Genomic DNA, 19,651 nt, shown 5'->3' on the forward strand with positions numbered 1-19,651 from the left:
TAGGATTTCCGGATGGGGTACGGCGTGCAGATCCGGAAGGCGCTCGACGGCACACTGCCGATGGGGCTGCGGTACCTGTCACTGCGGCAGGCTGTGTGCGACTACTGCCCGCTGGGTTTCACCGCGACCTGGGCCTACGTGACCGCCGAGGCGCGACCGGACGGCGACTTCCGGTACGACGAGGCGGCGTTCGCGCGGGCGGTGATGATCATCCAGGCCAGCCGGGCGGTCTGGTTGACCGAGATGCGGGAGTTCGCGGCCCGGCGGACCGCCGAGAAGCGGAACGGGCAACGCCGCCCTGGACGGGCAGACCAGGCGCTGTTCCACGCGAGGTGGCCGGGCGGGGCGACGCGGCTGGGGTTGGTGGCGGCGGTGTCAGCCGTGAATCTCGACTCCCGGCGGCAGGACCTACCGCAGCTGAACGCCTGCGCCGCGACGTACGTCGGACGGTTGGGCTACCTCGAGCCTGTCGAGCGCCAGGACCTCGTGAAGGCCTTGGCGGATCTCCCGGCGACTCGATACGTGGAGTTGGTGAGGTACGCCGTACTGAATGGAGACACCAATGCGTGAGCGGGTACTGAAGGCGGCGGCGGAGTGGTCGTGGGTACCGCCGGATGCGCGGGACGTGGTCACCGACGACTACCGGGCGATCGTGTACGGCGGTCGTGGGCCGACCGTGCAGTGGTCGTCCACCGACCGCCCCCTCGACGAGGTAATCGCAGAAGTGCGCGAGCTGGGCCAGCCGGTGCGGTGGTGGGTGGACGATCGGACCCGGCCGGCGAATACCGGGGAAGTCTTGCAGGGCAAGGGATTTCGCGAGGTCGAGGTCGTCGAGGTGCTGGCACATGAACTGCCAGGCGGCCTCAGCGGACGGCTCGACGTACCGGATGACGTCGTGGTGCGGCCGGCGCTGGATGCCGCCAGCATCGAGAGCGCCGCACAAGTGGATTCCGAGGTCTTCGGCTGGCCGCCGCCGAGCCGGAACGAACTCGACCACGAGATCGCCGCGGCAGCGCGAGGCGAGCGATCGCCGCTCCGATTCGTGGCGGAGATCGACGGCGAGATCGTCGGCGCCGCCGGATACACCTTGCTCGGTGATGTCGTCGGCCTCTGGGGTGCCGCGGTCCTCGAGAAGGCGCGCGGCCGAGGCGCCTACCGAGCCCTGATCGCCGCCCGCTGCGAAGCCGCACTCACCGCCGGCGCCAACCTGGCCCTCGTCAGCGCCCGCACCGCCACCAGCGCCCCCACCCTGCAACGAATCGGATTCGTTGCCTACGGCACCAAACGCTGCTACCAGCTCTGACCCGACCCGGCAGATGAGAGGATTGGTTCGTGGAGGCGTTGAAGCGGTGGGGACTGGCGGCTGGGCTTGGGTTGGGGTTGGTTTGGGCGGTGGTGGTGTCGGCGTCGATGCCGAGTTGGTGGGATCCGAGCAAGTCGTGTTTCGAGAAGCTCGGGCCGCTGGTCAACCCGGACGCGACGGTTCACACCGGGTGGTTTCCGCCGTCGGCGACCTGTGACTTCGGTGGCGGCGACGTTCGGGACTACCTGTCGACCACGCAGTCGGTGGTGCTCTCGATCATTGGGCTCCTCATCCTGGCGGTCATCGTCGCCGGCATCGTCCTGACGCTCCAAGGGCTGAAGGGCGACCCGGGCCCGACGAGATCGGCCGATGGGGTCGACCTCAACCGGAGGCGGCGCAATCACCTCCTGTACGGCGCTCTCGACGTACTCGTGGTTGTCGCAGTCCTGACCGGTCTCAACGTCGCAGCCATCATCTTCGGCGAACTCGTCGGCGGGATCCTGTTCGCGATCACCGCACTCGCGAGCCTCGCGGCGCTCGCCACGGTCCTGGACCGCCATACCGGTCCACTCCCCAGCACCGCGCTCGCCAGCCGCCGCCGCGGCGCTGCGACCGGCGCGATCGTCCTCGGTGTGGTCGTCGCGGCCACCGGCCTCAGCGGCCAACTCCCGTTCTTCCGCCTTTGGGCCGCCCCACTCGCCGCCCTCACGTACGCCGTCATCGTCCACCAGCAGTGGACCAAAGCAGCCGTCCCCGTAAAGTCTGAGCTGTGAGCATCATCGGTGGAGCAGGTCAGGTCCTCAGTGAGGACGAGGTCACGACGTTCATCGGTACCGCGCTGGACGGTGCGAACCTGGCCGGCCGCAGCGTCTGTGTGATCGTGCCGGACGCGACGCGGAGCTGCCCGCTCCCCCTGCTGATCCGCGCAGTGCACGATGCGCTGCACGGCAAAGTCAGCAAGCTCACGATCTTGATTGCCCTCGGCACCCATGCCGAGATGACGCCGGAGGAGCTCCGCAAACACCTCGGCGACGAGTACGACGGGGTGCTGAACCACGAGTGGTGGAAGCCGGAAACCTTCGTCGACCTCGGCACGATCAGCGCCGAGCGGGTCCGCGAGATCTCCAACGGAATGCTCAACGACGAGGTCCCGGTGCGGCTCAACCGAGCCGTCGTCGAGCACGACGTGGCCCTGGTCGTCGGCCCGGTCTTCCCACATGAGGTCGTCGGTTTCTCCGGCGGCAACAAGTACTTCTTCCCCGGTGTCGCCGGCCAGGAGGTCATCGACGTCTCGCATTGGCTCGGCGCGCTCATCACCAGCGCCAGCATCATCGGCACACTCGGCGTGACCCCGGTGCGCGCGCTGATCAACGAGGCCGCCGCGCTGATCCCGGCCGAGAAGCTCGCCCTCGCGGTCGTCGCCCAGTCCGGCACGGATGCGCTGCACGCCATCGCCTTCGGCGACACCGTCGAGGCCTGGCAGGAGGCGGCTCAGGTCTCCGCGCAGACCCACGTCACCTACCTCGACAAGCCGGTACGGCGGGTTGTCTCGGTGATGCCCGAGAAGTACGCCGACATCTGGACCGCGGCCAAGGGGTTCTACAAGCTCGAGCCCGTGGTCGCCAACGGCGGCGAGGTCATCCTGTACGCGCCCCACGTCACCCGGATCGCCGCGATGCATCCCGAGATCGAGGAGATCGGGTACCACTGCCGCGACTACTTCCTCGGCCAGTGGGAGAAGTTCCGCGACGTCCACTGGGGTGTCCTGGCCCACTCGACCCACCTCCGCGGCGCGGGCACCTGGGACCCGGTCACCGGTGAAGACCTCCGCGTCCAGGTCACCCTCGCGACCGGCATTCCGGAGGACGTCGTACGGGGAGCGAACCTGAACTACCTTGACCCGGCGGCCGTCGATCTGGCGCAGTACGAGGCCGACCCGGACACCCTCGTCGTACCGAACGCCGGCGAGGTCCTGCACCGCCTCAAATAGACGGTTCCCACCGGAATGACTCACCGGTAACCTCAGGCCGTATGACAGAGGTCGTGATCATCGGGTCCGGGTTCGCCGGTTTGTGCATGGGGATCAAGCTGAAGCAGGCCGGGTGCGAGGACTTCGTCATCCTGGAGAAGGCCGACCGCCTCGGCGGCACCTGGCGGGACAACACCTATCCCGGGTGCGCGTGCGACATCCCGTCGTACCTGTACTCGTTCTCGTTCGAGCAGAACCCGCACTGGACGCGGATGTTCGCCGGCTGGGACGAGATCCTCGACTACCTGGAGCGCTGTGCCGACAAGTACGGCCTGACCGATCACATCCGGTACGGCGCCGAGGTCACCGAAGCGGCGTTCGACGAGTCGACCGGGCAGTGGACGGTCACGGTCAACGGCGACGAGACGGTCGAGACGCAGGCGCTGGTGGCCGGTGTCGGCAGCCTGCACGAACCCAAGCGACCGGACCTCCCCGGGCTGGACTCCTTCGCCGGTACGACGTTCCATTCCGCGCAATGGGATCACACTCACGACCTGACCGGCCGCCGGGTCGCCGTGATCGGGACCGGGGCATCGGCGATCCAGTTCGTACCGCAGGTCGCCGAACAGGTCGCGCAACTGGACGTCTACCAGCGGACCGCGCCATGGGTCACGCCGAAGCCGGACCGCGCGATCGGCGGCCTGGAACGACGGCTGCACGAGCGCTTCCCGGCCGGTCAGCGAGCGATCCGCAACGTCATCTACTGGGGTCTCGAGGGCCGCGGCCTCGGCTTCGCGGGCAACCCGAAGTTGATGAAAGGCCTTGAACTGCAGGCGAAACGGCATCTACGCAAGCAGGTCCCGGACGCCGACCTGCGCGCGAGGCTGACCCCGGACTACCAGATCGGCTGCAAGCGGGTGCTGATCTCCAACGACTACTACCCGACCTTCGGCCGACCGAACGTCGACCTCGTCACCACCCCGATCACCCGGGTCACCCCGACCGCGGTCGTCACCGCCGACGGGATCGAGCGGCCCGCCGACACGATCGTGCTCGGCACCGGCTTCGCGGTGTCGGCGAACCTGACCCGGATGCCGATCCTCGGCAAGGACGGCGTCGATCTGGCCGAGCACTGGAAACGCGACGGGATCGGCGCCCACCTCGGGATCACGGTCGCCGGCTACCCGAACCTGTTCCTGCTGGCCGGACCGAACACGCTGCTCGGCCACTCCTCGATGATCTTCATGATCGAGGCCCAGGTCCGCTACGTGATGCAGGCGCTGGACCTGCTGCGGAGCCGGCGGGCGACGTACGTCGAGGTCCGCGACGAGGCGCAGCAGCGCTTCGTCGCCGATGTCCAGGGTGAGCTCGGCGACACCGTCTGGTCGGCCGGGTGCACCAGCTGGTACCTGGACGCGGCCGGCCGGAACTCGGCGATCTGGCCCGAGTTCACGGTCTCCTACTGGCGCCGTACCCGGAGGCTGGATCCTTCGGACTTCGTACTGGTCAAGTAGGGGTCCCCCGGACTCCTGAAGGATGAGTGTTCAGGGTCCGGTGTACGACCTTGGGATGAAGCGAATACCGGTCTAGGGACCGATGTCCGAAAGGGCGATCTGAAGGAACCTTGAGATATGGAAATCCTTCAGATCGCGGGAGCAGCAGCCATCGTCATCGGCATCATCGTGATGGCCCTGCTCGCCATCGTGCCTTCGGTCGTAGACCGTTAATTCTCTCCCCCAACACGAGAGTCAGTCGGCGGACAGATGGACCAGCAGGTCCTGCCGGGTCAGTACGCCCACCGGCTTGCCGTCGTCCAGCACCATCAGGGCGTCCCGACCCTCGAGCAGCTCGACCGCCTTGCTGACGGCCTCGCCGGCACCCAGGGACGGCAACGCCGTGTCCATGTGCTGCTCGACCATGTCGGCCAGCCGCGCCTTGCCGGAGTACAACGCGTCCATCAGCGTCCGCTCCGACACCGCGCCGGCCACCTCGGCCGCCATCACCGGCGGCTCCGCGCGGACCACGGGCATCTGGGAGACGCCGTACTCGCGCAGGATCGCGACCGCCTCGGCGATCGTCTCGTGCGGGTGGGTGTGCACCAGCGGCGGCAGGCTGCCGTCCTTGCCGGCCAGCACGTCACCGAGCGTGGTGCCCTGCCGGGCGTGCGCGAGGAAGCCGTACTGCGCGAGCCAGTCGTCGTTGAAGACCTTCGTCAGGTAGCCACGGCCACCGTCCGGCAGCAGTACGACGATCACCGCATCCGGATCGTTGATCTCCTGCGCGAGCCGGATCGCCGCCGCGGCCGCCATCCCGGCTGAGCCGCCGACGAGCATCGCCTCTTCGCGGGCGAGCCGACGGGTGAGCGCGAACGAGTCCGCGTCCGAGACCTCGATGATCCGGTCGCAGATGTCGCGGTCGTAGGTCTCCGGCCAGAAGTCCTCACCGACGCCCTCGACCAGGTACGGCCGGCCGGAGCCACCGGAGTAGACCGAGCCCTCGGGGTCGGCGCCGATGATCTGCACCTTGCCGCCCGAGACCTCCTTGAGGTACTTGCCGGTGCCGCTGATCGTGCCGCCGGTGCCGACGCCCGCCACGAAGTGGGTGATCTTGCCGTCGGTCTGCTCCCACAGCTCAGGACCGGTGGTCTCGTAGTGCGAGCGCGGGTTGTTCTCGTTGGCGTACTGGTTCGGCTTCCAGGCGCCCTCGATCTCGCGGACCAGGCGGTCGGAGACGTTGTAGTACGAGTCCGGGTGCTCCGGGGCGACCGCGGTCGGGCACACCACGACCTCGGCGCCGTACGCCTTGAGCACGTTCCGCTTGTCCTCGCTGACCTTGTCCGGGCAGACGAAGACGCACTTGTAGCCCTTCTGCTGGGCCACCATCGCCAGACCGACCCCGGTGTTGCCGGAGGTTGGCTCGACGATCGTGCCGCCCGGCTTCAGCTCGCCGGAGGCCTCCGCGGCCTCGATCATCCGGACCGCGATCCGGTCCTTCACCGAGCCACCGGGGTTGAAGTACTCGACCTTGGCCAGGACGAGTGGTTTCGCCCCGTCCGTGGTCTTGGTCAGTCTGACCAGCGGGGTGTTGCCGACCAGGTCCAGGAGAGATTCTGCGTAGCGCACGGCTTCAGACTAGCGATCCACGTGTCGTTTCCCCTATTTCGCTTGCGTGGACGTGACAGCGTGTAATCCTTGTACTCATGAGTAAAGGCAAAGCCAGGGCCGCGAAGAGATTGGCCCAGGCCGCAGCCTTCGGGGGCGGGGGGCTCGGACTCATCGGGGCCACGCTATACGGCGTACTGACCGCAGAGGCCGAGTATGCCAAGCGTGTGATCGGCCCGATGCGGTACTACCCGACTCCGGGCAGCGGCCTGTACGGCAGATACCCAGGTCACCCGATCACGTTCGCCATGCTCGGCGACTCCAGCGCGGCCGGCTACGGCACCGACAGCCCGGACGAGACTCCCGGCGTGATGCTCGCCTCCGGGCTCACCGACCTGGCCGGGCGACCGGTCCGGCTGGTCGACGTCTCCAAGACCGGTGCCAAGTCGTCCGATCTGGCCCAGCAGGTCGATGCCGCCCTCCAGGCCGGGCCGCACGTCGCGGTCATCCTGATCGGTGCGAACGATGTGAAGGCACAGATGTCGCCGTCGGTCTCGGTCAGACTGCTTTCCGCCGCGGTACGGCGATTGCGCGCGGCGAACTGTGAGGTTGTCGTCGGCACGTGTCCGGACCTCGGCGTGGTGCCGACGATGATGCCGCCACTGCGACAGTTCGCCCGGGCGTGGAGCCACCGGCTCGCGGCCGCGCAGACCATCGCCGTGGTCGAGGCCGGCGGCCGGACGGTGTCGCTGGGCTCGCTGCTCGGACCGGCCTTCAAGGCCGACCCGTTGATGTGGGGCCGGGACAACTTCCACCCGTCCGCCATCGGGTACGCCGCTGCCTCGGCCGCGCTGCTGCCCTCCGTGGCGGCCGCGATGGGCGTCGGCGCGGAGTCGTTCGTCTACCCGGAGTCGTTCCGGGGCGAGAAGATCCTCCCGATCGCGGACGCCGCCGTACAGGCTGCTCGGACGGCGGGCACCGAGGTGGTGGCGACCGAGGTGGCCGGGCGTGCGCGCGGGCCGCGGGGTCGCTGGGCCGAGCTGCGGCACCGCCGTCGGCACCCGAAGGCCGAGGTCGACCGAGTCGAGCCGGAGACCGAAGCCGAATCCGAGTCTTTGATCAACAGCTGAACAAAGTTCCGGAACCGGCAGGGCGTTGACTGGGAGCGCTTCCAGTCACACGCTCGACCTCCCGCCCCATGAGTTCCGGAGGTCGTCATGACCAGGTTCCGCCCCGCCCTGCTCGCTCTCGCCGTACTGGGTCTTCTCGGTGCTGCACTGACACCAACAGCCGGCCAGGCTGCCACCACCGCGATCGGTGGCAGCTTCGTCGACAACTTCGACGGGTTCGACACCGGCCGCTGGCACAAGGCCGACGGCTGGAGCAACGGCAGCATGTTCAACGTCGGCTGGCGTGCCGACCACGTCTGGTTCAACGGCGGGGTGATGGGCCTCAACCTGGACACCGCCTCCTGCCCGGGCGGATGTTCGGGCAAGCCCTACGCCTCCGGCGAATACCGGACCAACGACCTCTTCTCGTACGGGCGGTTCGAGACCCGGCTGAAGGCGGTCAAGGCCTCCGGCACGGTGACCTCGTTCTTCACCTACACGGGCTCGAGCGACAACCAGCCGTGGGACGAGATCGACGTCGAGATCCTCGGCAAGAACACCACCCAGCTGCAGACGAACTACTTCACCAACGGCGTCGGCGGCCACGAGACGATCATCAACCTGGGCTTCGATGCCTCGGCCGGCTACCACGACTATGCGATCGAGTGGTGGAACCAGGGCACGATCAACTGGTTCGTGGACGGCCGGCTCGTCCATCAGGAGAACGGATCCCGCGGCGCGCTGCCGACCCATCCGATGCGGATGATGCTGAACCTGTGGCCCGGGATCGGCGTCGACGGCTGGCTCGGCCCGTTCAACTACACCGGGCAACTGACTGCGACCTACGACTCGGCCCGCTACACCAAGTACTGAGGCCTGTCTGCCAACGAGCACTGTCGTCCAACGGCGCCCGTCCTGAAATGGGACAGACATGAAGAAGGCCTTGCCTGTAGGCGTCTTCGTGGTGCACAGTCGATAGCAACGCGATACCCCGATCAACGGGAGGCGACGATGGGCTTGAACCACTCCGAAGAAACGCACCAGCGTTTGGTGGAGAAGGTGCCCAGATGCACCGGACGCGGTTTGACCGAGTGGTTCCAGCTGATGAACGACGGACCGTCGTTCCTGCGCTTCGACGACCGAGTGCGGTGGCTCTCCAGCGAGTACGAGCTCGCGCATGGGCACGCAACCGCCATCGTCCATGAGTACGACCTCGTCAAAGCACACCGGCGAATGAGCTGACAGCCGAACAGGAGAAGAGTTCCGTAGAGAGGACCTGCCCCTACAGGTGGAGGGGCGGGTTCTCTTTGTTTACAAGGACTTCTGAGCGATCAGATCCAGTTCATTGCCTTCGGGATCGGTGATCGAGCAACGACCCGGTTGTTCGACGCGGAGGTTCCCACCGGCCTGTAGCGCTTGCTCGACGCGGGCCGGCAACTGGTCGTGCGCGACGTCGAGTTCGAGCCGGATCCGGTTGCGCTGCGCGCGACGCTCGGTCTCGCCCGCATCCATCTGCTGGAAGATGAAGCCCGGGTTGAGCCGGCGCGGATCATGCGTGTCGTCGGTGCCGACATACCCGAGAGCCCTTGTCCAGAACGCCTTCACCGCCGGTACGTCGACTGCCGCGAGCCCTAGTTGGACGAAGCGGATCTGGTCCGGGGCGGCGGTCAACCCGAGTTCGCGTGCTGCCGTCTGAACCTGCGTTGCCAGCTCAACGAACGCTTCGCCGGCTTCCTCCCACACATCCTTGCCGTGATCGATGATCACTCCGCCGGCCCGAACGTCCAACATCAACGCGATCCCGGCCGCATCAGCCAACTGGGCAATGGTTGTCACCAGCTGAACCGCCTGCCCCACTGACGTGGTGGGGTAGAAAGTCATTGCTGCGAACAACGTTTGCCAGTCTTCCGCAGCGAATGTGTCGCCCGGGACCAGATCCAGCTCGTTGCCTTCGCTGTCCGGCAGCATCACACCCCAGGCACCTGCCGGCTGCCGCCCCGCCCTAACCGTGTCGACGGTCTGCGCCGGTCGGACTACATCGATATGGAAGCGGTTCTGCAGCGGGCGCGCGTCCTGGCGCTCCACGACCAGAAGGTCCGGGTCGCGGTGCAGAGGATCCTGCAAGCGTGGGCCGTCTGGATAGCCGAACCCGTTGCGCCAGAATTCCCGGATGCCTGGCACATCCATTGCGTCGAAGACGATCCGCAGCTCCTGCAGCGCCGCCGGATCACCCGGCACCCCTGCCAGGACTGAGATCCAGTCGGTGTCGTCTCCCGCCGGCACCCGGACTCGGACCCCGCTCGGCCGCACATCCACCTCGGGCAACGGACCAGCCGCGGCGATCCGCCGTACCAGCTCTGCCCCTGCCGTCAGCGACGGCTGCTCGAACCACGCCGCCGTTCGCTGCCCGATGACCCGCCACCCGTTGTCAGCCATGCAATGAGCCTAGGGCTTGTTCCGGACGATCCGCGTCCGGTACCGGAAACGGCCGAAGGGCCGGCCCTGGTGGGCCGACCCTTCGATTCGTCTGTGGTGCGTGGTGACTAGTCGCCGCCGCGAAGGATCGCGAGGATGCGCAGGATGTTCCAGTACAGCCAGACCAGCGTGACGGTCAGGCCGAAGGCTGCGCGCCAGGCCTCGTTCTGCGGGGCGCCGGCGCGAACGCCCTGCTCCACCATGTCGAAGTCGAGGATCAGGTTGAAGACCGCCAGACCGACGCCGAGCGCTGCAAACAGCAGGCCCATCGGGCCCATCCCGCTGATCCCGGTGGTGATCCCGAACAGTCCCAGCACGAAGTTGACCAGCAGCACCCCGGCGAAGCCCATCGTCGCGAGGATGACCATCTTCTGGAACCGCGGTGTCACCTTGATCGCGAAGTACTTGTACGCCGCCAGCGTCAGGCCCGCCGTCACCATCGTGGCCAGGATCGCCTGCACGACAATGCCCGGGTCACCGCCGACGTAGCTGACGATGACCTTGCTGCCGACCCCGAGGAAGACACCCTCGAACGCCGCGTAGACCATCACCAGCACCGGGTTGATCTTGCGCGAGAACGACAGCACCATCGCGATCGCGAAGGCCAGCAGCGCACCGCCGAGGAAGGCCGGCAGGACCAAGTTGTCCGGCACCTTGTTCCACGCGATCGCGCCGACCACGGCCACGACACCCAGCGTGATCGCCGTCTTGACGATCACATCGTCCAGCGTCATGGGGCGGCTGCCGGCCGGTGCACCCTGGTACTGCTGGGGCGGCACACCCGGTCCGCCGTACTGACCGGGCTGCTGACCGTACGGAGCGGCCCCCGGATAAGCCTGGCCATGGCCAGGCGCGAACGCACTCGACCGGTTCAGGACCGGGTTACTGCTCTGCATGACATTCCTCCTGATGACCCACATCCGGGGCCGTATCGAAATACTACGGTCCCACCCTTAACAACATCTGAGAATCCAACTCCCGTTCCCCAACTGAAATCCCCGGGGGGAAATTCAATCGGTCACCGATGGATTTCTTCCGCGGCCAGCCAGGCGAGGCGGGCCTTGGGGAGGGGGAAGGTGACGAATCTGCCGCCTTGGTAGTGGTCGTCGAGCCAGGTCAGGGCGGCGCGGACCGCGTCCGGCCCCAGGAGCGTCACGAGTTGGCGGTCGGAACGGCGCAGAAAAGGGTGGGTCCATCGGTGGGTGATGAATATGTTCAGGGCGACGCTCGCGATCACCACGGGGACGACGGCGATCGCGAAGACCGCCCAGGAGCCGTCGAAGAGGAACTCCATGATCAGCAACGCCGCCAGCACCGGTACGACGCCGGCGATTTTCCCGGCGGTCCGCATTCTGGCCGTCTTCTCGTGGACACCGAGGCGGGTTTGGACGAACTCCTGGGCGATCAGGAAGTCCTGCAGGTACGGCGGGTACTGCTGGACGGCCTCCGGCGGTACGTGCAGGACCCCGGTCCCGGGGTCGAACGCGATCCCGGCACGCTTGGCGGCGCGGTCAGGGGTGACCGCAGGGACCGGGAAGCCGGTCCGGGCGGCCAGGTCGGCGACGCGTTCTTCGAGATCCACGGTGAGGATCATGACGCAGAGCGGTCTGGACCGCCAGAGCACGGCTTGGCGTCGTACCTGTATGGGCAGGTACGACGCTTGCCGGCGGCCACCCAGGACGTGGTGCTCCCGCAGGCCGGTCAGTGGGGTTGGGTGATCAGGGCGGTGGCGACCTGGTCGGCCAGGGCGACAGCCACCTGGCGTTGTTCGAGGTCGGGGCGGGCGATGTGGGTCGCGGCGGTGAGCAGGAAGCGGCCACGGACGCGGCCGGCATGCTGGATCGGGAGTTCGATCTCGGCGTTGGTGGGGAGACCGTCGCGCTCGACCTTGAGGATGCGGCCGCCGCGGGTGACCGTGCCGTCGGGGTTGAGCTGCGGCGCCGACGTCCGGTTGCCACCAGCAACGAAGCGCACCCGGTCGATCCCCAGTACGACGGTGATCTCCGCGCCCACGTGGTCGATCAGGTCCTGCGTGGAACCACCCTCGGAGACCGCTTGCGAGGTGGTGATCACGCCGTCCAGGTAACCGCGATGGCGAGAAGCGCGAGCTTGTTGCCGACGGCCCCAGATCGCGATCTCGCTGACCGCGACGCCGATCACCACCAGCAGGATCGTGGTCTCGACGTCATCGCTGTTGTCGATCGTGAACCGGTCGTACGGAACGGTTAGGAAGAAGTCGTACCACGCCGCACTCGACACCGCGGCCAGCACGCCCGCCGACCGCCACCCGGCCGCGGCGACACCGACGATCACGACCGCCAGCAGGAGCGCGGCATTCGCGTTGTCGAAGCTGTCCCGCGGCAAGGCGAGCAGACCACACACCACCGGCGGAACGACCAGAGCGAGCGCGAGCACACGATTGCGATTCACAATCCCATTGACTCTCTTCGACGCGCTGCGATCAACCCCTCTCACAGACGTCTATCAGCCGTAATCCGTTGGCCCGGCACACGCTGCCCGCCCTACCGTGCTGAGCTATGCACACCATCCGCCCGGCCACGCTCGACGACATCGATTTCCTCCTGAACGTCGCCCTCGAAGCGACCGGCCGTCTGTCCAGCGAGATGCCTCCGGAGCACCTGGACGCTTGGCGGCAGCAGATGGTCGCCGACCTGGCCGGCCCCTCCACCACCAGCGTGATCGAACTCGACGGCCGCCCCATCGGCCGCCTCCGCGTCGACCGCCGCCCCGGCTCGATCGAACTCTGCGGCATCCAACTCGATCCAGCCGTCCAAGGCCGCGGCATCGGTACGGCGATCATCCGCGCCCTGCAAGAGGAGGCGGCCGCTCGCGGCGTCCCCCTCGACCTCGGCGTCGAACACGACAACGCCAACGCCCGCCGCCTCTACGACCGCCTCGGCTTCCACCAGTACGCCGAAGACGATCGCGAACACAAACTCCGCTGGCGCAACGACATCTGGACCTCCGAGATGGCCGCGTCCTACGACGCGCCGGGCGTCGGCGTCTGGTCGGCTGAGGTCCTCGACCCGACAACCGCCCGGCTCGCCGAGCTCGCCGGCTCCGGACGAGCTCTGGAATTCGCGATCGGAACCGGACGGGTCGCCGTACCGCTGGCCGAACGCGGCGTCCGGGTCAGCGGTATCGAGCTCTCACCACCGATGATCGAGCAACTCCGCACCAAGGCCGGCGAGGCCACCATTCCGGTCGTCGTCGGCGACATGTCCGCCGTTCGGGTGCCGGGTGAGTTCTCCCTCGTCTACTTGGTCTTCAACACGATCTCCAACCTGCTCACGCAGGAAGACCAGGTCGCGTGCTTCCGCAATGCCGCCCGACATCTCTCCCCCGGCGGCCGCTTCGTCATCGAACTCTGGGTCCCCGAACTCCGCCGCCTCCCACCCGGCACCCCCGCCACAGTAGGAATCGCCGACCCCGACTACATCCTTCTCGACACGTACGACGTCCTGCACCAGCACGTCACGTCGTACCACTTCCGTTTCACCGCGGACAGCACCGAGGCACACCTCGACCGCTCACCCCACCGCTACATCTGGCCCGCCGAGCTCGACCTGATGGCCCAACTCGCCGGCTTCACCCTCGAATCCCGCCACGCCGACTGGACCGGCACCGAGTTCACCGCCGACTCCCCCTCCCACGTCTCCGTCTACCGCAAATTTGAGGGGATCTCCGCTGAGGTGGTCGGTTCTCCCCTCGAATTTTGAACGGAGAACCAGCAATTTGAGGGGATCTCTCCTCAAATTGCCGTCGGCTGGGGCTGGTCATTGGGTCGCCGGAGAAGGCCGTACAGAAGGACTGTTGGTACGTCACCCGATCCGCCCACCGCAATGCTCAGCATGTCCGCCGATCCCGGCTTCGGCACACCCTTCACCAGTCCGTCGGTACGCATAGCGCGGTTCATGGGAAGGACCGAGTAGGCAGTCTTGCGGTTGGATGACGGAGCGGCGGATGGCTCGGTGATCGGGGGGAACCGGGTCACGATAGGCCTGTGGACGATCACTCCCGCGAGGGATTCCGGTGGGTGAGATCACTCCCCAGGGGGTTTGTGAAAGTTTTCACGAACGGATAACCTGAAGTAGACATGAAGTCGTCAAGCCACTCAGGGAGAGTGAACCGGATGACAGCCCAGGTGCCGCACATCCTCGTCGTCGGAGGCGGTTACGTCGGGATGTACACCGCGTACGGACTGCGTCGCGCGGCCAGGAAAGGCAAGATCAAGGTGACCGTGGTGGACCCGCGGTCGGTGATGACGTACCAGCCGTTCCTGCCGGAGGCGGCGGCCGGTTCGGTGGAACCGCGGCACGTGGTGGTGCCGCTGCGCAAGACACTCAAGGGCTGCCGGGTGGTGACCGGCCGGGTGACCGGGATCGACCACGAGCACAAGGTCGCGAAGGTGATGCCCGAGGAGGGCCCGGAGTACGAGCTGCCCTACGACCAGGTCGTGGTCGCGCTCGGCTCGATCGCCCGCACGCTGCCGATCCCGGGGCTGGCCGAGGAGGCGACCGGGTTCAAGAACGTCGAAGAGGCGATCGCGCTGCGCAACAAGGTGCTGGACCGCCTGGACGTGGCGAGCTCCCAGCCCGACCCCGCGCTGCGCAAGTCGGCGCTGACCTTCGTCTTCGTCGGCGGTGGGTACGCCGGTGTCGAGGCCTTCGCGGAGCTGGAGGACATGGCCCGCTACGCCACCCGCTACTACGACAACATCAAGCCCGAGGACATGCGCTGGATCCTCGTCGAGGCGACCAACCGGATCCTGCCCGAGGTGGGCCCGGACCTCGGCAAGTACACGGTCGACCAGCTGCGCAAGCGCAACATGGAGATCAAGCTGGAGACCCGGCTGGAGTCCTGCGAGAAGGGCCGTGTGGTCCTCAGTGACGGCGAGGAGTTCGACGCCGACACGATCGTCTGGACCGCCGGCGTGAAGGCGAACCCGGCGTTGGCAGCGACCGGCTTCCCGCTCGACGAGAAGGGCCGCGTCAAGTGCCTGGCCAACCTGCGGATCGAGGGCGTCACCGATGCCTGGTCCGCCGGTGACAACGCCGCCGTACCGGACCTGACCTCGGACAACGGCGCGTACTGCGCACCCAACGCTCAGCACGCTGTCCGCCAGGCCAACCGCCTCGCCGCCAACATCCTCCGCACCGTCGACGGTCAGGCGCCGCAGGACTACGAGCACAAGTACGTCGGCTCGGTCGCCAGCCTCGGCCTGCACAAGGGTGTCGCCCAGCTGTTCGGCATCAAGATCAAGGGCTGGCCGGCCTGGTTCCTGCACCGCACGTACCACGTCAGCCGCGTCCCCACCTTCAACCGCAAGGCCCGCGTCATCCTCGACTGGACGCTGGCCCTGTTCTTCCGCCGCGAGGTCACGTCGCTGGGGACCCTGCAGACCCCCAACGAGGAGTTCCGCCGGGCTACCGAGTCCTGACTAGCGGTCGATGGGAGCGGTGCCCCAGGTCGTGGGCGCCGCTCCCAGCTGTACGTCGATCCGCCCACCCCGCGTGGTGAACGACTCCGGCAGCCAGGACTCCGAGCGCTGCCGCCCGTTCAGCTGGGCCGACTGCACATACTGATTCGCATCGGTTGTCGACGGAGCGTTCACGGTGATCCGTACGCCGTTGCTCCGCCGCAGCTCGACCTTCGGGAACAACGGACTGCCGACCAGCAACTCAGCCCGGCCCGCGGTCTGCGGGAACAGGCCGATGGCGGCGTAGATGTACCAAGCCGACAGCGTGCCCAGATCATCGTTCCCCGGCAGCCCAGCCGGGCCGGTTCCGTAGACCGTGTCGACGATCTCGCGGGTCGTGGCCTGCGTCTTCCACGCGACACCGAGACCGTTGTACAGCCAGGGCGCATGGAGACCGGGCTCGTTGGTCGGGTCGTAACGGACCGCGCTCCCACCCTTGACCGCCCAGTTGCCGTTCTCGTCGTGGAAGAACCCGTCCAGCCGCTCGACGGCCTTGCCGTCCATGAGCGCGGCAAGCCCGGAGACGTCCTGCGGAACCATCCACGTGTACGTCGCACTCGAGCCCTGCGCGAATCCCGTCTGAGTGTCGGGAGCGAAGCCCGGCTCCCACGTCCCGTCGGCTCTCCTCGCCCGCTGATAACCTACTGCCGGGTCGAAGGTGTTCTTCCACCAACTACCCCGGGCTTTCAGATCCGGTGCGCTGGTTCCGAGCCGCTGCGCCCATTGGGCCAACGAGTAGTCGGCGAGGGAGTTCTCGAGGGTTTCGGCGGCGCCGCCCCAGCAGTGGCAGGTGTCTTGCGGGGCGTAGTTCTTGGTCAGGTAGGTGTTCAGGGCAGGGCGCTGGCCGGTGCATTGCCCTGGGCAACCACCGTCGTTCTCGGCATCGGCGTTCTGCACCCGCGCCTGGTGGGCCAGCGACTCGAACGCACCCCGTACGTCGAAGTTCCGCACGCCCATCGCGGTGAACGTGGCCAGCGTCGGTGCTGCCGGGTCACCGGTCATCACGTGCGTCGGACCGTTGTTGTGCAGCCAGCGATCCCAAACCCCGTTGTTCTGCTGGGCAAACTGGTACATCGACTGCGCGAAGTCACCCGCGACATCCGGCTTGAGCAGCGCGAGCAACTGGATGTGCGCCCGGTACTGGTCCCATCCGGAGAACGTCCCGTACTGCGCCTTCTGACCACGCGCCAACCGGTGAACCTTCAGATCGCTCCCCAGGTACCGGCCGTCGACATCATTGAAGATGTTCGGCTGCAACAACACGTGATACAGCGCGGTATAGAACGTCGTACGCTGCGCATCCGTCCCACCCGTGACATCGATCGCGCGCAGCTCACGCTGCCACGCCGCATACCCCTCCGCCGCGATCCGATCGACGGTCGCGTTCCGCCGTACCTCAGCTCGCAGGTTCTGCTCCGCACCCGCCAAACTCACATACGAGATCCCCAGCTTCATCCGCACCTTCACGCCCGGCGCGAACGACACATACCCGCCCGAACCACGACCGGCCCGATCCGCACCAGTCGCATAACCCTCACCGCCGGTCGTGTGCGTACTGCCCACGGCCAGGTCACCGTTCTTCCAGGTGCCATTGGCAACCACCGGCTGATCGAACGACGCAGTGAAATACAGCCGGTAGTAGGTCTTACGGTTGTTCACCCCACCATTCGCGCGACGACCACAGAACGCACCAGTCAGCACCGACCCGGTCACCTTCCGCCCAGTCGGATCGATCGTGACCTCCGCATCCTCACTGCCATTCAGCGAGTTCGACGTACGGAACAGCAGGTTCGCGGTCTGATCCGCCGGAAAGGTGAACTCGCCGACACCCGCCCGCGTAGTCACGGCCAGGTCGGTCTTCACACCCGAATCCAGCGTCACCGTGTACCGGCCCGGGACAGCCTTCTCGTTCGCGTGACTGAAGTTCGACGCGTACTTCGCGTCCTTCGTGTCAGCCGTCGGCGACGAGTCGACCACCCCGACGTACGGAAGAATCGGGATGTCACCAGCAGCACCGGGATTGCAGCCCGCCCCACTCAAGTGCGTGAGGCTGAACCCGCGCACGCGCGTCACGTCGTACTGGTATCCATTGGCCGCGCCCGTACTGGTCTGATCGCCGCGCGTGCTCGTCGGGCTCCACGAGATCATCCCGAACGGCCGGACCGCACCCGGCCAGGTCGTCCCGTCGCGCTGCGAGCCGATCAGCGGATCGACGGACGACGCGGGGTCGTAGGACGGATTGTGCGCTTCAGCTGGTACGGCGGGGATCAGCAGAGCGAGGGTAAGACCGGCTGCGACGAAGCGCATGGGGAGCCTCCCGTTGGGCGGACGGACGTTCCAACGATAGAAGCTACAGGTGACCGGAAGGTGTCCTCTAGTCGTGGAGCAGGCCCGCGTCATGGACGAGGAGCGCGATCTGGACCCGGTTGTTCAGGTCGAGTTTGGTCAGAATCCGGGAGACGTGCGTCTTCACCGTCGGGACGCTGAGGTAGAGCGTCGCGCTGATCTCCGCGTTGGACTTGCCTTCGCCGACCGCGACGGCGATCTCCCGTTCACGCTCGTTCAGCCCGGCCAACCGGCCGACGGCCTTGGTCTTGCGCTGGTCCTGCCCCGAGGCCGCGACGCGGGTGATCAGCCGCTTGGTGACGGCTGGTGACAACACCGGCTGCCCGCCGGCAACCCGCCGTACCGACTCGACGATCTCGGCCGGCGGGGTGTCCTTGAGCACGAACCCGGCCGCTCCGGCGCGCAGCGCCCGCAGTACATGCTCGTCGGCGTCGAACGTGGTCAGGATGATGATCTCCGGCGCGCCCGGACGTCGCCGTACCGTCTCCGTCGCGGTCAGGCCGTCGGTGTTCGGCATCCGGATGTCCATCAGTACGACGTCCGGCGCGAGCCGCTCGATCAGCCCGGTGATGCCGGTCCCGTCCCCGGCCTCGCCGACCACGCGGATGTCCGACGCACCGCCCAGCATCAGCTTGAGGCCGGCGCGCAGCAGCGGGTCGTCGTCGACGATCAGTACCCGGATCATGACGGCCACGGTAGCCAGGCTTGGAGCCGGAAGTCGCCCTCGGGGGTGCGGCCGAGTTCGAGTCGGCCGTCCACCAGGGCTGCTCGTTCCTTGAGGCCCTTGAGGCCTTGTCCCTCACCACGGCGCAGGTTGGGGGCCGGGTTACGCACCTCGACCTCAAGTCCGTTGCCTGGGGCACCAGTCACGCTGATCGCGACCCGCTCCCCCGGCGCGTGCTTCATGGAGTTGGTCAGACCTTCCTGGACGATCCGGTACGCCGTACGGCCGATGTGATCGGGGAGCGTGCCGGCCACGTCCTGCTCGATTTCCACCTCCACGCCGGCCGCTTGGGACGCCTCGACGAGAGCCGGGAGATCCGCGAACGTGGGCTGGGGCAGCTCGCCGACGGGAGCCCGCAGTACGCCGATCACCTCGCGGAGGTCCTGCAGCGCCTGATGAGCACTGGCCCGGATCACCTCGGCCGCTTCGGTCACCTCCTTGGGCGACGCCTCCTCTCCGCGATAGGCGAGGGCGCCCGCGTGCACGCTCAGAAGGGAGAGGCGATGGCCGAGTACGTCGTGCATCTCGCGAGCTATCTCTTCTCGGGCCCGGAGCTGACCCTGCTCGGCCTGGAGCCTGGCTACGGTCTCGGCGCGGTCGGCTCGGTCCCGCAGCGTCTGCAGGAGCTGGCGGCGGGAGCGGATGTAGAGACCCCAACCCGCAGTCGCGAGGTAGAGCGAGGTGGCGACGATCACGAGGGCCGCGTCGTCGTCCTGTTGCCGGATCTGGAGATAGGCGAGCAGCGAGAGCGTGTTCACCCCGAATACCAGCACGGTGGTGCGCCACGGGCGATAGATCGCCACCGACATGATCAACACGAGCGTCGCCCCGCTGGCCATGTCGGAGAAGGTCGAGATGACCGACGCGATCAGCGCCAGCGGTACCGGCCACCGGCGCCGGAACCACAGCGTCAGGCTGAGCGCGAGTCCGCACCAGAGGTCCAGTGCGATCAACGTCTCCGAGTGCAGAGTCGATTTGCTGTCGTTCCAGACCGTGAGGCCGAAGATGATCGCAACCAGGAAAATGACGCTGTCCACGATCCAGTCGCGCGTACTGCGGCGACGACGCGTGGGCTGGTCCATGCCCCGACCGTACCGCTGCGAAACCGCCGTACGGGGCGATCC

Annotated in this window: 18 protein-coding genes; 10 read left to right on the forward strand and 8 right to left on the reverse strand. The window is 67.2% G+C overall.

Annotation, left to right across the window (positions count from 1 at the left end):
- Positions 1-12: 12 nt before the first annotated feature.
- Genes ACIA49_RS18700 through ACIA49_RS18720 form a run of 5 tightly spaced genes read left to right on the forward strand, consistent with a single transcriptional unit; the run spans position 13 to position 4,786 of the window.
- Entirely contained in the window at positions 13-570 is a 558-nt protein-coding gene (locus ACIA49_RS18700) for a hypothetical protein (protein ID WP_396378441.1), read from the forward strand.
- Positions 563-1,303 (forward strand): GNAT family N-acetyltransferase, encoded by a 741-nt coding sequence (locus tag ACIA49_RS18705; protein WP_396378442.1) that lies wholly within the window; start codon positions 563-565, stop codon positions 1,301-1,303. The genes ACIA49_RS18700 and ACIA49_RS18705 overlap by 8 nt, the downstream gene beginning before the upstream one ends.
- A 29-nt stretch (positions 1,304-1,332) precedes the next feature.
- The gene (locus tag ACIA49_RS18710; RefSeq protein WP_396378444.1) at positions 1,333-2,076 is read left to right on the forward strand and encodes a hypothetical protein; all 744 of its coding nucleotides are present in this window, start codon (positions 1,333-1,335) and stop codon (positions 2,074-2,076) included.
- Positions 2,073-3,293, forward strand: a complete 1,221-nt coding sequence (locus ACIA49_RS18715; protein ID WP_396378446.1) for a lactate racemase domain-containing protein — start codon at positions 2,073-2,075, stop codon at positions 3,291-3,293. Before ACIA49_RS18710 ends, ACIA49_RS18715 begins: the two co-directional genes overlap by 4 nt.
- Positions 3,294-3,334: 41 nt before the next feature.
- Positions 3,335-4,786 carry a flavin-containing monooxygenase gene (locus ACIA49_RS18720; RefSeq protein ID WP_396378447.1) on the forward strand — a complete coding sequence of 484 codons (1,452 nt, stop codon included), beginning with the start codon at positions 3,335-3,337 and terminating at the stop codon, positions 4,784-4,786.
- Positions 4,787-5,020: 234 nt separating this feature from the next.
- Here the strand turns inward: ACIA49_RS18720 and ACIA49_RS18725 are convergent, their stop codons facing one another.
- Positions 5,021-6,394 (reverse strand): cystathionine beta-synthase, encoded by a 1,374-nt coding sequence (locus ACIA49_RS18725; RefSeq protein ID WP_396378449.1) that lies wholly within the window; start codon positions 6,392-6,394, stop codon positions 5,021-5,023.
- Positions 6,395-6,471: 77 nt separating this feature from the next.
- Between ACIA49_RS18725 and ACIA49_RS18730 the strand changes: the two genes are divergently transcribed.
- From ACIA49_RS18730 to ACIA49_RS18740, 3 genes are all read left to right on the forward strand, one after another.
- Positions 6,472-7,503 (forward strand): SGNH/GDSL hydrolase family protein, encoded by a 1,032-nt coding sequence (locus ACIA49_RS18730; RefSeq protein ID WP_396378450.1) that lies wholly within the window; start codon positions 6,472-6,474, stop codon positions 7,501-7,503.
- 87 nt (positions 7,504-7,590) lie between these two features.
- Entirely contained in the window at positions 7,591-8,355 is a 765-nt protein-coding gene (locus ACIA49_RS18735; protein WP_396378452.1) for a glycoside hydrolase family 16 protein, read from the forward strand.
- Positions 8,356-8,493: 138 nt separating this feature from the next.
- The gene (locus tag ACIA49_RS18740) at positions 8,494-8,724 is read left to right on the forward strand and encodes a DUF4287 domain-containing protein (RefSeq protein ID WP_396378453.1); all 231 of its coding nucleotides are present in this window, start codon (positions 8,494-8,496) and stop codon (positions 8,722-8,724) included.
- Between the two features lie 69 nt (positions 8,725-8,793).
- On the opposite strand, the gene ACIA49_RS18745 is transcribed toward ACIA49_RS18740, so the two are convergent.
- The 4 genes from ACIA49_RS18745 to ACIA49_RS18760 all read right to left on the reverse strand — a co-directional run bounded on the left by ACIA49_RS18745 (position 8,794) and on the right by ACIA49_RS18760 (position 12,387).
- A complete protein-coding gene (locus ACIA49_RS18745) occupies positions 8,794-9,918 on the reverse strand; it encodes a VOC family protein (RefSeq protein WP_396378454.1) in 1,125 nt (374 codons plus the stop codon).
- A 107-nt stretch (positions 9,919-10,025) separates the two neighbouring features.
- Positions 10,026-10,853, reverse strand: a complete 828-nt coding sequence (locus ACIA49_RS18750) for a Bax inhibitor-1/YccA family protein (RefSeq protein WP_396378455.1) — start codon at positions 10,851-10,853, stop codon at positions 10,026-10,028.
- A gap of 122 nt (positions 10,854-10,975) precedes the next feature.
- On the reverse strand, positions 10,976-11,551 hold the full coding sequence (locus tag ACIA49_RS18755; RefSeq protein ID WP_396378456.1) for a hypothetical protein: 576 nt from the start codon (positions 11,549-11,551) through the stop codon (positions 10,976-10,978).
- Between the two features lie 107 nt (positions 11,552-11,658).
- Positions 11,659-12,387 (reverse strand): DUF4118 domain-containing protein, encoded by a 729-nt coding sequence (locus tag ACIA49_RS18760; protein ID WP_396378457.1) that lies wholly within the window; start codon positions 12,385-12,387, stop codon positions 11,659-11,661.
- A gap of 107 nt (positions 12,388-12,494) precedes the next feature.
- On the opposite strand from ACIA49_RS18760, the gene ACIA49_RS18765 reads away from it, so the two are divergent.
- Complete coding sequence (locus ACIA49_RS18765; RefSeq protein ID WP_396378458.1) at positions 12,495-13,697, forward strand: GNAT family N-acetyltransferase; 1,203 nt, start codon at positions 12,495-12,497, stop codon at positions 13,695-13,697.
- Between the two features lie 413 nt (positions 13,698-14,110).
- Complete coding sequence (locus tag ACIA49_RS18770) at positions 14,111-15,418, forward strand: NAD(P)/FAD-dependent oxidoreductase (RefSeq protein ID WP_396378459.1); 1,308 nt, start codon at positions 14,111-14,113, stop codon at positions 15,416-15,418.
- On the opposite strand, the gene ACIA49_RS18775 is transcribed toward ACIA49_RS18770, so the two are convergent.
- The 3 genes from ACIA49_RS18775 to ACIA49_RS18785 all read right to left on the reverse strand — a co-directional run bounded on the left by ACIA49_RS18775 (position 15,419) and on the right by ACIA49_RS18785 (position 19,609).
- Positions 15,419-17,764, reverse strand: a complete 2,346-nt coding sequence (locus tag ACIA49_RS18775; protein WP_396378460.1) for a GH92 family glycosyl hydrolase — start codon at positions 17,762-17,764, stop codon at positions 15,419-15,421.
- Between the two features lie 67 nt (positions 17,765-17,831).
- The gene (locus ACIA49_RS18780; protein WP_396378461.1) at positions 17,832-18,488 is read right to left on the reverse strand and encodes a response regulator; all 657 of its coding nucleotides are present in this window, start codon (positions 18,486-18,488) and stop codon (positions 17,832-17,834) included.
- On the reverse strand, positions 18,485-19,609 hold the full coding sequence (locus ACIA49_RS18785; protein ID WP_396378462.1) for a sensor histidine kinase: 1,125 nt from the start codon (positions 19,607-19,609) through the stop codon (positions 18,485-18,487). The genes ACIA49_RS18780 and ACIA49_RS18785 overlap by 4 nt, the downstream gene beginning before the upstream one ends.
- Between the last annotated feature and the right edge of the window lie 42 nt (positions 19,610-19,651).

It is taken from the genome of Kribbella sp. NPDC051587 (genome assembly GCF_044453945.1).
In the GTDB taxonomy this organism is placed as follows: Bacteria; Actinomycetota; Actinomycetes; order Propionibacteriales; family Kribbellaceae; genus Kribbella.